This window comes from Streptococcus sp. TATVAM-FAB8 (assembly GCF_046592795.1).
GTDB lineage: Bacteria > Bacillota > Bacilli > Lactobacillales > Streptococcaceae > Streptococcus > Streptococcus ruminicola.
On the sequence record NZ_JAWVPQ010000004.1, the window covers coordinates 35,982 to 49,763 of the forward strand.

The following is a 13,782-nucleotide window of genomic DNA, read 5'->3' on the forward strand; positions in this document are numbered from 1 at the left end:
CAATCGAGAGTGTGAAAACGCTTAATGACTTGCTAGAATAATAATCAGAGAAGGAGAGATAAAAACTATGAAGTATTTACTACTGGTTAGTCATGGTGGTTTTGCTGAAGGTCTGAAAACATCTCTAGCAATGTTTGCGGGAGATAAAATGGACCAAGTTATCGCTATTGGTTTGAAAGATGGCAAAACAGTTGATGACTTTGCAAAAGACTTTCGACAAGCCATTTCAGGTTTGACAGCTGAAGATTCAGTTGTAGTTCTTGCAGATATTGTTGGCGGAAGCCCACTGACAACAGCTTGCAGTGTCTTGGATGAAGTTGGCAAACTTGATGACGCTATTGTTTTAGGCGGTATGAATTTACCAATGGCAATTACCTCAGCAGTGATGAAAGATATGCTTGAGGGCGATGCTTTTGTTCAAGCTGTGTTGCCAGAAGCTCAAGCAGCTCTTCAAGAATTCAAAATCGTTTCAGACGATGAAGAAGACGATATTTAAGGTAAGGGGAAGAAAAAATGACAGTTTCATTTGTACGTATTGATGACCGTATGATTCACGGTCAAACTGTAACACGTTGGGCAAAAGAATACCCATGCGATGGTTTGATTGCTGTAAACGATGCGGCAGCTAGCAACAAAGTGTTGACACAAGCATATAAAGGTGCTTCTGATAAGAAAACCTTCGTTTGGTCAGTAGATGCTTTTGGTAAAAAATCACAAAAAGTTTTGGATTCAGATACGCGTTATTTCGTGATTACTAAAAATCCAATTGACATGAAAAAAATCTTGGTGGATCAAGGTTTTGTTCCAAGTGATGTGAAAGAAATCATCGTTGGCCCATGTAACGACCGTCCAGGTGCTGTCAAACTTGGTAACAACCAATCTATCACACAAGAAGAAGCTGATGCCATTGAAGCGATTGAAAAAGCTGGCTACAAAGTAAAATTCCAATTGTTGCCAGACGTTTCAATTGGTTACTGGTCAGATTTCAAATCAAAATTTGGTTATTAATGAGCTAACAAAGTAGCTCTTTGTATCTTGTTAATTGAACACGGCCTACGAGTTGTGCAAAAAAGATAGCTTTGTGTGCAAGCACACAACGTCAACCTCCTTTTTTTGCTTTACTCGTCAACGGCCTTTGTATCTTAATATAGGAGAAGAAGTATTATGACAATTTCTTGGTTTCAAGCAGCTTTGCTAGGGCTGTTTGCATGTTTGTCTTCAATGCCTGGGCTTGGTGGTACAACCATTGGTAACTATACTCTTGGTCGTCCTCTTGTCGGTGGTCTTGTTTGTGGACTTATTCTTGGTGATATCAAAACAGGTGTCATCTGTGGTGTGGCAATGCAATTGGTTTACATTGCGCTTGTAACACCAGGTGGTACAGTTTCAGCCGATGTGCGTGCGGTATCATACATTGGTATTCCTTTGGCAATGGTAGCCATCCATTCACAAGGTTTGTCAGCTGATTCAGCTGATGCGGCTAACTTGGCTAAATCAATGGGTACTCTTGTTGGTACTGTTGGTACTGTTCTTTTCTACGGAACAGCTACAATGAACCTTGTTTGGCAACATATCGGTTGGCGTGCTGTTGAAAAAGGAAACTTCAAACAACTTTACAAAGTTGACTGGCTCTATCCTTGGGTATCACACATTGTCTTCTCATTTATTCCAACTTTGATTATGTGTAAACTTGGTGCGACAGCTGTTACAGCAATGAAAGATGCTCTTCCAATGGATGGTATCCCAATGAAAACCCTCTTCACAGTTGGTGCTTTGCTACCATGTGTCGGAATTGCCATTCTTTTGAAACAAATTGTTGAAAAAGTGACTGACTTCATCCCATTCTTTGTTGGTTTCACTTTGGCAGCTTCACTTGGTTTGAACTTGGTATCATGTGCAGTGATTTCATTGATTTTTGCGGTATTGTTCTACGAACTTGAAATGGCAAAACACGTAAAAGCAACTGCTACAGTAGCTGATGATTTTGATGACGATGATGAGGAGGATATCTAAGATGGCTCAAAAGAAATTAACTAAAAAAACCTTGATGAAATCTTTCCATCATTGGTACTACGGTAACTTGACATGTTTCTCACAAGAACACATGCAAACCTTTGGTTATTTGACATCAATGCTTCCAATCGTAGAAGAATTGTATGACAAGAAAGAAGACCAAGCGCGTTCAATGCAAACTTACACAGCATTCTTCAATACTGAACCTCAACTTGGTGCCCTTATCGTTGGTATCACAGCAGGGCTTGAAGAAGCGCGTGCTAATGGTTCTGAAGAAGTCGATGATGAAACCATCAACGGTCTTCGTGCAGGTCTTATGGGACCAGTTGCTGGTATCGGTGATTCACTTGTCGTTGGTACTTTGATACCAGTTATCTTGGGTATCGCTCTTGGTCTTTCAACTGGTGGCTCACCAATCGGTGCTATCTTCTACATTCTTGTGTGGAACTTGCTTGCTTACTTTGGTATGAAATTTGCCTACTTCAAAGGATATGAACTCGGTGATAAAGCCGTTGAATTCCTAGTTGGTGCTCAAGGTCAAGCCATTCGTAAAGCTGTCTCAATCGTTGGTGGTATGGTTGTCGGTGGTGTTGCCGCAACTTGGGTATCAGTTAAAACATCATTCCAACTTGGTAGTGCCAAACACCCTTACTTGGTACTTCAAGATAAATTGGATGCTGTTTACCCAGGATTCTTAACAGCACTATTTATCGTCTTTTGCTGGTGGTTGATGGCTAAGAAAAACATCTCACCAATCAAAGTAATGCTTCTTTTAGTAGTCATTGCCTTTGTCGGTGTTCTTGTCGGATTCTTCAATCCAGGTCTATCTTACTAATCCAGCAGATATTGAAGGGAATTATTATGACAAAATCAGAATTAATCAGAGGTTATGAAACTGAAATAGCTTATCAAAAACACATGCTTGAAAATTTAGGCCGTTGGATGACCTTATTTCTAGCAGTAACGAGTTTAGGATTTTTACTCATTTATTTCTTTAACAAACACATCATTTTGCTAATTCTCGGTTTTGTCTTAATGATTTCTGGAAGTATAGGAATGCTGCTATTTGGTTACGGCATATACCATGGCAAAAAGAATGTTGCCAAGGTTATTGATGATTTTGAAACAAAACTCCAATCTTTTTAAAAAAACTATTCTAAAATAACAATACAAAAAATTACAATACTTACTCAAACACTCAACATGAAAAAGTTTCTAGCAGATAATCTCCGTGCTAGGAACTTTTTTATTGCTATTTTTTCTGAATTTTAAAAATATATTGACAAAATATCAAAATAAGGGTAGACTAGTTTACAATCAAAAACAATTGATGCAAGTCAATACCTAGCACTCATTGATTTGTTATTCTTAACAGGAGAAAAAGTATGCTTAATTTAACGTCTATAACGACTGAAAAACTGAATCGATACTATTACTTTAGTTTCTTTAGATAGACGTTTGTAGCCGCCATGGATGCAAACGTCACCTGCGTTTGTATCTATGAAGCTAAAGCATTTTGTCTGTTTTGAAAAGCCGATTAGATACTCAAAAATCTAACTGGCTTTTAAGTGTTTCTACTTTTTTTGCATACGCGTAAAAACCAGTTAGTTTTTTGAACTAGCTGGTTTTTGTTGTGATTGATTTAGGGGAAATCCCTAATGGTGATATTAGGTTAGATTGTCTAGCGCATGCTTTAGACAAGTGAGTAAAAAGTAGAGGAAGGTAAATTATGAAAAAAGGTTTAACGGCTTTAATGGCAGTTATGTTAGCTGCCCTCACCTTAGCAGGGTGTTCGTCAAACAAAAATGCAAGCAAAGATGTTGTCCATCTTGGCATTCTCCAATATGTGGAACATCCATCATTGACTGCTGCGCGTAAAGGCTTTGTGGATGAATTGAAAAAAGAAGGTTATGTCGAAGGTAAGAATCTTAAGCTAGATTATGAAAATGCTCAAGGTGACCAGTCTAACCTTCAAACCATTTCAACTAACTTGATTTCTAACAATGATTTGGTTCTAGGGATTGCCACTCCAGCAGCGCAGACTTTGTCAAATCTATCAACAGATGTTCCAGTAGTCTTTACAGCTGTTACAGATCCTGTGTCAGCTAAATTAGTGGATACCATGGAAAAACCAGCTGGCATTGCGACAGGGACAAGTGATATGTCACCTATTTCAAAACAGGTTGAATTACTGCAAAAAGTTATGCCTGATGTGAAAAAAGTTGGGATTATGTACACCACTAACGAACGTAATTCAGAAGTTCAAGTTGAAGAAGCGCAGAAAGAATTTGCTAAAGCAGGCATTGATGTCATTACCAAAGGGATTTCATCAACGAATGACGTGCAAGATACGGCTAAAAGCTTGATGAGCCAGACACAAGTTCTTTTCATTCCAACAGATAATATGATTGTCAGTGCCATTTCACTACTTACAGAACTATCAAAAGAAATGAAAGTTCCAGTTGTTGGTGGTTCTGCAGACGTAGTTGACCAAGGCGTCCTTTTCACTTACGGTGCCAATTACGAGGCGCTTGGTCGTCAAACAGCTAAATTAGCAGTTCGTATTATCAAAGGTGAAGACGTAAGCAAGGTTGCTGCAGAATATCCTAAAGCTCTCAATGTTGTTGCTAATGATGATATGGCAAAAACGCTTGGCATTGACTTAAGTAGCATTGAAAATGAAGCAACTAAAGCATCGACTGATGATAGTGAAAAGACAAGTACGCAGGCAAGTAGCACTGCTAAAGCAAATCCGACAAAAACATCAAATAAGTCAGCTAAAAAAGCTTCAAATGCTTGGTTTGATATTGTTTTGACAGCTATCTCACAAGGTCTTTTGTGGGCTATTATGGCAATCGGGGTTTTCATTACTTTCCGTATTTTGGACATTGCAGACCTTTCTGCTGAAGGTTCATTCCCACTTGGGGCAGCTTCAACAGCTATCATGATTGTCAACGGCATTAACCCGTTGATTGCGACTATTGGTGGTTTTGTGGCTGGGATGTTAGCTGGAGCCGTTGCTGGTTTCTTGCATACCAAGATGAAAATTCCAGCACTTTTAACAGGGATTATCGTGTTGACAGCTCTTTACTCAGTTAACCTTTTGGTTCTTGGTAGTGCCAATGTTTCCCTAGCGGGTCAAACGACTTTGGTTACAGTCCTCACATCAGCGCTCAATCTTTCAAAACTATACGCTGTGATTTTGATTGGTGTGATCTTTGTGGCTTTGGTGATTTTACTACTTGTCGTCTTGTTGAACACACAAATGGGACTCGCTCTTCGTGCGACAGGTGATAATCTTGCCATGGGGGAAGCTAACGGGATTAAAGTTGACCGTATGAAGATTCTAGGTTACATGATTTCAAATGGTTTGATTGCTCTTGCTGGTTCACTCTTAGCGCAAAATAACGGCTACGCTGATATGAACATGGGAACAGGAACAATCGTTAATGGCTTGGCTTCAATTATTTTGGCTGAAGTGATTGTCAAATACTTGCCACTTGGCAAACGTCTCTGGTCAATCGTTCTTGGATCAATCTTGTACCGTTTGGTTCTTGTCATTATCTTAGCCATGAATGTAGATGCGCAAATGCTTAAACTAGCTTCAGCAGTCCTTCTTGCATTGATTCTTTATGTTCCAGAAATTCGCAATAAACTACACATTAAACCCTCAAAAACATTGACTCCAGGAGGTAACGACTAATGGCACTTTTAAGCTTATCAAATATTCATAAAACCTTTGAAAAAGGGACAGTTAACGAAAATCACGTCTTGCGAGGCCTTGACTTGGACATTGAACAAGGTGATTTTATCTCAGTTATCGGGGGAAATGGTGCTGGTAAATCTACTTTGATGAACTCTATCGCAGGTGTGGTTGAGATTGACGAAGGAGATATTGTCCTAGATGGTCAATCCATTCGCAAAGCTTCTGTTGCTGCACGTTCAAAAGATATCAGCCGAGTTTTTCAAGACCCTCGGATGGGAACAGCAACTAACTTAACGATTGAAGAAAATATGGCCATTGCTTATCGTCGTGGGAAAAAGCGCAGCTTCTTCAAAAAATCAATCACTGAGGCAGAACGCCAACTCTTCAAAGACAAATTGTCTGAGCTTGGCTTAGGTTTGGAAAATCGTATGAAGACTGATGCTGCCTTTTTATCAGGTGGGCAACGCCAAGCGCTCACACTTGCCATGGCAACTTTAGTACGACCAAAAGTCTTGCTTCTTGACGAACACACAGCTGCTCTCGATCCCAAAACGAGTGATATGGTGATGCAACTGACTAAAAAAGTTGTTGAAGAGCAAGAACTCACAACCTTGATGATTACCCACAATATGGAACATGCTATTGAGTATGGTAACCGTTTGGTTATGCTTTACCACGGTAAAATCGTTGTGGACGTTCGTGGCGAAGAAAAGAAAAATCTAACCGTTGCCCAACTCATGGACCTCTTCCATAAAAACAGTGGTCAAATCCTAAACGATGACGCTTTGGTTTTGGGGTAATAAGAAAAACAACTTAGATGACTTAGCGTCTAAGTTGTTTTTTAGTGTTTTTTTCTTGACTATTTTTGACCAAGTGTTAGAATAGTTTTTGTAGACATTAGCACTCTAATGTAAAGAGTGCTAACAACAATAAAAATATTGGAGGCAAAAGCATGTTGAAACCATTAGGTGACCGTGTGGTCTTGAAAGTTGAAGAAGAAAAAGAACAAACAGTTGGTGGTTTTGTCCTTGCTGGCGCAGGCAAAGAAAGCACACAAACGGCAACTGTTGTAGCTGTTGGCACTGGTGCCCGTACATTGACAGGTGAATTGGTCGCACCAAGTGTTGCAGCTGGAGATAAAGTGATTATTGAAACTGGTGCAGGTGTCGAAGTGAAAGATGGTGACGATACAGTTACTATCGTTCGTGAAGCAGAAATTTTAGCTGTATTAGCATAAGATAGATGGTAGCCTTCAGCTACTTAGTTTTATTTGGAATATAAATAGAAATCAAATAGAGGAATAGATATGGCAAAAGATATTAAATTTTCATCAGATGCACGCGCAAGCATGATGCGTGGGGTTGATATTTTAGCGGACACTGTTAAAGTAACCTTAGGCCCTAAAGGTCGTAACGTTGTTCTTGAAAAATCATTTGGTTCACCACTTATTACAAATGATGGTGTGACAATTGCCAAAGAAATCGAATTAGAAGACCACTTTGAAAACATGGGTGCAAAATTGGTTTCAGAAGTTGCTTCTAAAACAAATGACATCGCTGGTGACGGTACAACAACTGCTACAGTGTTGACACAAGCTATCGTTCGCGAAGGTCTTAAAAACGTGACTGCTGGTGCTAACCCAATCGGTATTCGTCGTGGTATTGAAGCAGCTGTTAAAGTAGCTGTTGACGAATTGAAATCAATCGCTCAACCAGTTGCTAATAAAGAAGCTATTGCCCAAGTCGCAGCCGTTTCATCACGTTCTGAAAAAGTTGGTGAATACATCTCAGAAGCCATGGAAAAAGTTGGTAACGATGGTGTTATCACAATTGAAGAATCACGTGGTATGGAAACAGAACTTGACGTTGTTGAAGGTATGCAATTTGACCGTGGTTACCTTTCACAATACATGGTTACTGACAATGAAAAAATGGTTGCTGACCTTGAAAATCCATACATCTTGATTACAGACAAGAAAATCTCAAACATTCAAGATATCTTGCCACTTCTTGAAGAAGTGCTTAAAACAAGCCGTCCACTTCTTATCATCGCTGATGACGTTGATGGTGAAGCTCTTCCAACACTTGTTCTTAACAAAATCCGTGGTACATTCAACGTTGTAGCTGTTAAAGCTCCAGGATTTGGTGATCGTCGTAAAGCAATGCTTGAAGATATCGCTATTTTGACTGGTGCTACAGTGATTACAGAAGATCTTGGTCTTGAGTTGAAAGATGCTAACATGGCGGCTCTTGGTCAAGCAGCTAAAGTAACTGTTGATAAAGACAGCACAGTTATCGTTGAAGGTGCTGGTGATGCAGATGCTATCGCTAACCGTGTCAACGTGATTAAATCACAACTTGTTTCAACAACATCAGAATTTGACCGCGAAAAACTTCAAGAACGTTTGGCTAAATTAGCTGGTGGTGTTGCAGTTATCAAAGTTGGTGCGGCTACAGAAACAGCTCTTAAAGAAATGAAATTGCGTATTGAAGATGCCCTTAACGCAACACGTGCCGCTGTTGAAGAAGGTATAGTTGCTGGTGGTGGTACTGCCCTTGTTAACGTTATTTCTAAAGTTGCTGAACTTGAACTTGACGGTGATGAAGCTACAGGTCGTAACATCGTTCTTCGCGCTCTTGAAGAACCTGTTCGTCAAATTGCCTTCAACGCTGGTTACGAAGGTTCAGTTATTATTGAACGTTTGAAAAACTCAGAAGTTGGTACAGGCTTCAACGCTGCTAACGGTGAATGGGTGAACATGGTTGAAGCTGGTATTATTGACCCAGTTAAAGTAACACGTTCAGCTCTTCAAAATGCTGCTTCAGTCGCAAGCCTTATTCTTACAACAGAAGCAGTTGTAGCTAACCATCCAGAACCTGCTGCAAGCACACCAGCAGCTCCTGGCATGGATCCATCAATGATGGGCGGATTCTAATCCAAAATTCGAATAGATTAATTAGAAAGAACACCTCAAGCGAGGTGTTCTTTTTGTTGATTATGTGATTTATTTATCTAAAAAGAATTTGATATAATTAAAAAAAGCAATTTTTTAGGAAGAGGGGTGTGTTATCGTGGATGAAAAAGAAATGATGAGCTTAGGCGAGCTATATCGTGAATTACGTATGGCGCGGGGCTTAAAGTTAAAAGATGTTGCTGGTCAGAAGTTGTCAGTTTCGCAGTTATCAAAGTTTGAAAATGGGCAAAGCATGCTTACAGCAGACAAACTTTTAGTGGCGATTTCAGCGATTCACATGAGCTTTTCAGAATTTGGACACGCCCTGAATCATTATCAAGAAAGTTCTTATTTTAGACTTGGAAACCAGTTGGCTAATTTACAAGTGGCTGGTGATATTGAAGGCCTTAAAGAGGTGCTGAAAAATTTTGAAGCTGACGAAAATTTTGATACCTATAATCGTTTGACGAGGATTGATATTGTCAGTGCTATTTATGCCCTTGATCCAAGTTATGAGATTAAAGAAGATGATAAGCAATTTTTGACGCAATATCTCTATAGCATCGAACAATGGACAGAGTATGAACTTTATCTTTTTGGAAACACCATGTCGATTTTATCTGATGCTGATTTGATTTTCTTAGGAAGAGCGCTTGCTGAACGCAATGAATTTTATCTGTCACTTCCTCAACATAAAAAAGCTGCGCAGTTGACCTTTATTAATATTATCTTAGCTTTGATTGAGCGTAATCAGCTTTACTACACGACTTATTTTATGACTAGGCTAGAAAGCATGATTAATTATCAAGACATGTTTACCGTAGTATTTTTAACCTTTTTAAAAGATACCTTGGCTTATTTGAAAGGTGAGACTGATGATGTTCAACCGATGAGAGAGTGTATTGAAATGGTTAAAAAATTAGGAAATCCTACAATGGCTAAGCTCTTAGAGGAACATTTGGAACAATTTATTAAATGATATAAATAATAAAAATTGAAGGATTAAACTTTCCGGTTTTTATTAGAGTGAATAGACTTTGGATTAAAAAGGCCAGAATAAGAAGTGCTATTAATAAAAAAATTTTCTTAGGCATATAATGACCTCCTATGTCCTTATTGTACCGTAAAAAATAGGGAGATTTTAAAATTATCATATATGAAAAAACAAAAATTGAATTTTCATATTTGCGAATTTCTAATAAGTGCTTTTTTCCGTGGTATATTATACTCGTAAGTATTTGAAGAAGTACTTACAGAGCAATATTAGTCTTGGTTAGGCAAGATGTTTTTACATGTGAATAAATCAATTGTTTGGGAGCTTTTGATTTTTGGGAGTCATGTGTAATGGAAAGTATTGCTCTAAAGGGATGGATTTTTATCCAGGAGAGTTAGCAATATGCTAATCATGGCATCTGAATCTTTGGATTGAGATGTATAAGTCATATCTTTTTTTCTTATTGAGCGACACCGTCTGTAGTATTAGTAGTATTATGCGTTCAATTACAAAAATTAGTACATTTCCGAGAGGTATGACATGAGATAGGTTTATTGAGAGTGTTTTAGCTAGGTGATTGTTCACACCAAAAAACGACTGATAACTCAGCTAGGCATTCTTGTAAACTGATTTACTTTTGACATCGTATTTTCAGTTGGGGGCAGCTGAAAATATGTTGGTGCAGCTTGACTGTATAACTTTCTGAAAAGACTGACAGCTACACTAAAAAACTTAGGAAAAAGCAAACCTTTTTGATTTGGTAAGGTTTGCTTTTTTCTTTGGTAAAGATATAAAATAATCGTAAAAAAATGGTGTCTGTAGTATACTAAGGTTAGAAAATGTTGGTTTAGTTTTAGATATGCTTACTGTATGAAGGGAGTAGGCTTATGATGTTTTGGTTAGGTGTTGCAGGTGCTGTTTTAGGTGCGATTTATCTTGTTATTGTGGATAACAAAGATGACTTTTGAATGACAAAGGTGGCTTTTTGAGCCGCCTTTTTTAGGTGTCATATGGTGTGATTTTTCTGTAATGGTAGCTTAAAAAGTTTTTGGTATAATAATGACTTAAGATTTGATGGAATAGGGAGACTAAAGATGAAAAAGTTTAAACACACGCTAAAACATAAGAAAGTCTGGATTCCTAGTGTGATTGTGGGAGTGCTACTCTTGGTCTTTGTGGTTTGGGGAAGTTTTCACTACTCTAAAAAACAAGTCATTCGAGATTACGTAGCAGCCTACCAAAAATCTGGGGATACTTTTGACAATATCAAAGGTTATATTGTTTGGGCTGATAACAATGAAAAGGTTACAACTGATGAAGCCAAGTATGCGACATTTACCAAGTTATCACAATCAGAAGCTGATAAGCTAAGTAGAGCTTTAACAAAAGCGGACGCTTCTGATGATACTTACGTTAAAAAAATCGGTCGTAAGTTTTTGATTTTTCCAAACTATCGTATTGCTTTGAAACCCTTGGATTTGACTATTAAGACGAATGTTGATAAGGTCGACATTTTGCTCAATAAAAAGAAAGTTGCGCTTAGTGATTCAACTGATTACAGCGTCAAGCTTGAACGCTTGCCAATCGCGGATTACACGGCAAGTATTTCTGGAAAATACAATGGCAAACCAATCGAGTTAAGTAAAGATTACGATGGTAAGGACACGGTTCTTGATTTATCGGTGACTTTTAAAAACTTTAAAGTCACAAGTAACTTAGTTGATGGTGAGCTTTATTTTGATAATACACGCGTAGGCACTTTGGAAAATGGTGAGTACGAGGTTAGTGATTACCCGTTGACAGATTCAGCTAAAGCTTACGTGAAGAAGAAATTCTCAGATGGTGATTTGAAATCACAAAAACAAGCTCTAGCAAGTATCGCTGATGGGGACACGGTTGCTTTGAATGCCGATAATCTTTTGGACAATGAAACGGCTGGAAAAGTCTTGGTATCAGCTTTTGACCAAATGATTTTGTATTTGAACGCTGGGCAAGACTCATCAACGGTATCTACAGTTTTTGAAGACGGCGGTAATAATGACTTTTACAAAGGCTTGAAAGAAAGTATCAAGGCTAAGATGCAGACTGATAGCCGCAAGGCGACAAGTCTAACAGTGCCAAATATCACTTTGACCAGTCTATCTCAAGTCGGCAAGGAAACTTATGTGGCAGGATTTACAGCAACTTATGATTTCCACTACGATAAATCGACAGATACTGAAAAGCAAACATCAGGTGAAGTCATCCAAACCTTAGAAGGTAAAGTAACCTTGAAGAAAGCTGGTGCGACTTATGTCGTTGCTAATTCAGGTCAAAAGAGCATCACAGTGACAAATGAAGACAATCAAGTCAAAGGAGAGTCGCTCTTCCCAGAAGCTATGCTTGGCACATGGAAAGTTGACGATAAGAGTGATACGTCATTTACCTTTGAGGCTGATGGGACAATCACTCAAACGACTAAAAATAATAAGAAACAAACCAAGGTTACGGGTATTGAAGACAAAGGAAATAATGTCTATCATTACCTTTACGGGGACGATGCTGACACAAGCGTCTTTGTAGTAAGTGGTTTAGGTGGTGTAGGCGTTAAGTATACTTTCGGTATTAAAGTAGATGGTAACAAACTTACTCTAGTGGTATGGCAAGCAAATAAAGATGCTGATTTTGATTACAGTAAGCCAATGCTTGGTAGCACTTTGAGTAAAAAATAAGAAAAGGGAGTAGGGGTGTAAAAGTTGATTTATCAACGCATTAGAACCCACTTAATCACTCCGTTTTGCTTATTATAATTGCATAAATAAAGGGGTTGGTGACTTTTGTCCCAACCTCTTAATGTAATCCTGCTTCAAATGTTTTTGACTTGGCTTCAACACTGATTTTTTCAAGAGTAAATGGGTGTGTGAAGCTGAGTTTATGCGCGTGAAGCATGAGACGTTTAGCAGGAATTTTGCTGTATAATGGGTCACCGATGATGGCATGTCCGTGTGCTGACAGATGGACGCGGATTTGGTGCGTGCGTCCCGTTTTTAGACGACATTTGACCAAAGTTCCTTTTTGAAAAACTTTGAGGCGATCAACGATGGTTAGGGCAGTTTGACCATTCTTTCGGTCAACGACACGTTTTCTGCGGTCATGACGGTCACGTCCAATTTTATCTTGAAAGACTTGGTGTTTAGGTTCAAATTTTCCTTGAGCTAATGCCCAATATTCACGTGAAATGTCTTTGTTTTCAAGCAGACGATTTAGAATTGGCAGAACAAAAGGATTTTTAGCAAACATAACAGCGCCACTCGTTTCCATATCTAAGCGGTGAATGACGTAGCATGTTTTTCCGACATAGGCTGACACATGGTTGAGTAGAGCAATTTCATTTGGCTCGTTGCCGTGTGTCTTCATGCCTTCAGGTTTGTTGACAATGATGAGATGCTCATCTTGGTAAAGACAATCAACTAACTTGCTATCACCAAACGGAATCGTTTTTTGTGGGTAATCGTCGTCATCAAAAGTTAGCTGGATAGTGTCGCCTGTTTTGACCAAGCTCTGCCAGTTGATATTTTCCCCATTAATCAGTAAGTGTTTTTTGGTGCGTAAAAAATGGCGAATTTTTCGCGGAATCAGTAAATGCTCTTCTAATAGTTCCTTAACTGTGCTATCTGGATAAGGATTTTTAAGCGTATATGTTAAAGTCATAGCTCTATTATAGCATGAGTGCGCAAAAAAACGCACCTTATGGCGCGCTTAGATTTACTTGTCTTTAGCTTCGTTTTCATGTAGCCAATCGTGGTATTTTTCCAAAAGGTTAACTGCCATTTGAGTTGCGACAGCCATTGAGTAAGCTTCAGTGCCTTCAGCTTCACTTTCTGAAACTTCGATTTTTGTTTTGTCGTAAACGGCTTTTAAACTATCGTGTGACAATGTTTTTTTGAATGCTTCGAATCCTTTGTTCATGGTAAAATCCTTTCTAATACTCGTTCAAGTATCGTGGACAATTGTGACAACCAGATAGGTTGTGAGCGTTTTTATTGATACTTTTATTTTACCACAAAAGAGATGAAAACGTTGTAATCAAGATGAAATCCCTTTTCATCTGACGTTTTTCAAAAGAACTGTTATAAT

13 protein-coding genes are annotated in these 13,782 nt (G+C 38.6%); 11 read left to right on the forward strand and 2 right to left on the reverse strand.

Going from position 1 to position 13,782, the window contains the following annotated elements; translation table 11 throughout:
- The first annotated feature begins 67 nt into the window (after positions 1–67).
- The 11 genes from SFC32_RS03620 to SFC32_RS03670 all read left to right on the forward strand — a co-directional run bounded on the left by SFC32_RS03620 (position 68) and on the right by SFC32_RS03670 (position 12,377).
- Positions 68–496 carry a PTS sugar transporter subunit IIA gene (locus SFC32_RS03620; RefSeq protein ID WP_074482733.1) on the forward strand — a complete coding sequence of 143 codons (429 nt, stop codon included), beginning with the start codon at positions 68–70 and terminating at the stop codon, positions 494–496.
- 17 nt (positions 497–513) lie between these two features.
- Positions 514–1,008 carry a PTS system mannose/fructose/N-acetylgalactosamine-transporter subunit IIB gene (locus SFC32_RS03625; protein WP_074561147.1) on the forward strand — a complete coding sequence of 165 codons (495 nt, stop codon included), beginning with the start codon at positions 514–516 and terminating at the stop codon, positions 1,006–1,008.
- A gap of 156 nt (positions 1,009–1,164) precedes the next feature.
- Entirely contained in the window at positions 1,165–2,013 is an 849-nt protein-coding gene (locus tag SFC32_RS03630) for a PTS mannose/fructose/sorbose/N-acetylgalactosamine transporter subunit IIC (protein ID WP_411049716.1), read from the forward strand.
- 1 nt (position 2,014) lies between these two features.
- Positions 2,015–2,848: a PTS system mannose/fructose/sorbose family transporter subunit IID gene (locus SFC32_RS03635; RefSeq protein ID WP_074561149.1), complete on the forward strand. Its 834-nt coding sequence runs from the start codon at positions 2,015–2,017 to the stop codon at positions 2,846–2,848.
- A gap of 26 nt (positions 2,849–2,874) precedes the next feature.
- Positions 2,875–3,159 carry a PTS fructose transporter subunit IA gene (locus SFC32_RS03640; protein WP_074561150.1) on the forward strand — a complete coding sequence of 95 codons (285 nt, stop codon included), beginning with the start codon at positions 2,875–2,877 and terminating at the stop codon, positions 3,157–3,159.
- A gap of 583 nt (positions 3,160–3,742) precedes the next feature.
- On the forward strand, positions 3,743–5,716 hold the full coding sequence (locus SFC32_RS03645) for an ABC transporter substrate binding protein (protein ID WP_411049715.1): 1,974 nt from the start codon (positions 3,743–3,745) through the stop codon (positions 5,714–5,716).
- Complete coding sequence (locus SFC32_RS03650) at positions 5,716–6,519, forward strand: ABC transporter ATP-binding protein (RefSeq protein ID WP_411049714.1); 804 nt, start codon at positions 5,716–5,718, stop codon at positions 6,517–6,519. The genes SFC32_RS03645 and SFC32_RS03650 overlap by 1 nt, the downstream gene beginning before the upstream one ends.
- A gap of 152 nt (positions 6,520–6,671) precedes the next feature.
- Positions 6,672–6,956 carry a co-chaperone GroES gene (gene groES / locus SFC32_RS03655; protein ID WP_039697445.1) on the forward strand — a complete coding sequence of 95 codons (285 nt, stop codon included), beginning with the start codon at positions 6,672–6,674 and terminating at the stop codon, positions 6,954–6,956.
- A gap of 69 nt (positions 6,957–7,025) precedes the next feature.
- Entirely contained in the window at positions 7,026–8,654 is a 1,629-nt protein-coding gene (gene groL / locus SFC32_RS03660) for a chaperonin GroEL (RefSeq protein WP_039697446.1), read from the forward strand.
- 154 nt (positions 8,655–8,808) lie between these two features.
- The gene (locus SFC32_RS03665) at positions 8,809–9,651 is read left to right on the forward strand and encodes a helix-turn-helix domain-containing protein (protein WP_039697504.1); all 843 of its coding nucleotides are present in this window, start codon (positions 8,809–8,811) and stop codon (positions 9,649–9,651) included.
- Positions 9,652–10,760: 1,109 nt separating this feature from the next.
- On the forward strand, positions 10,761–12,377 hold the full coding sequence (locus SFC32_RS03670) for a zinc ribbon domain-containing protein (RefSeq protein WP_411050136.1): 1,617 nt from the start codon (positions 10,761–10,763) through the stop codon (positions 12,375–12,377).
- A gap of 118 nt (positions 12,378–12,495) precedes the next feature.
- On the opposite strand, the gene SFC32_RS03675 is transcribed toward SFC32_RS03670, so the two are convergent.
- On the reverse strand, positions 12,496–13,356 hold the full coding sequence (locus tag SFC32_RS03675) for an RluA family pseudouridine synthase (protein ID WP_074564866.1): 861 nt from the start codon (positions 13,354–13,356) through the stop codon (positions 12,496–12,498).
- A gap of 54 nt (positions 13,357–13,410) precedes the next feature.
- Positions 13,411–13,614 carry a hypothetical protein gene (locus SFC32_RS03680; protein ID WP_411050135.1) on the reverse strand — a complete coding sequence of 68 codons (204 nt, stop codon included), beginning with the start codon at positions 13,612–13,614 and terminating at the stop codon, positions 13,411–13,413.
- Between the last annotated feature and the right edge of the window lie 168 nt (positions 13,615–13,782).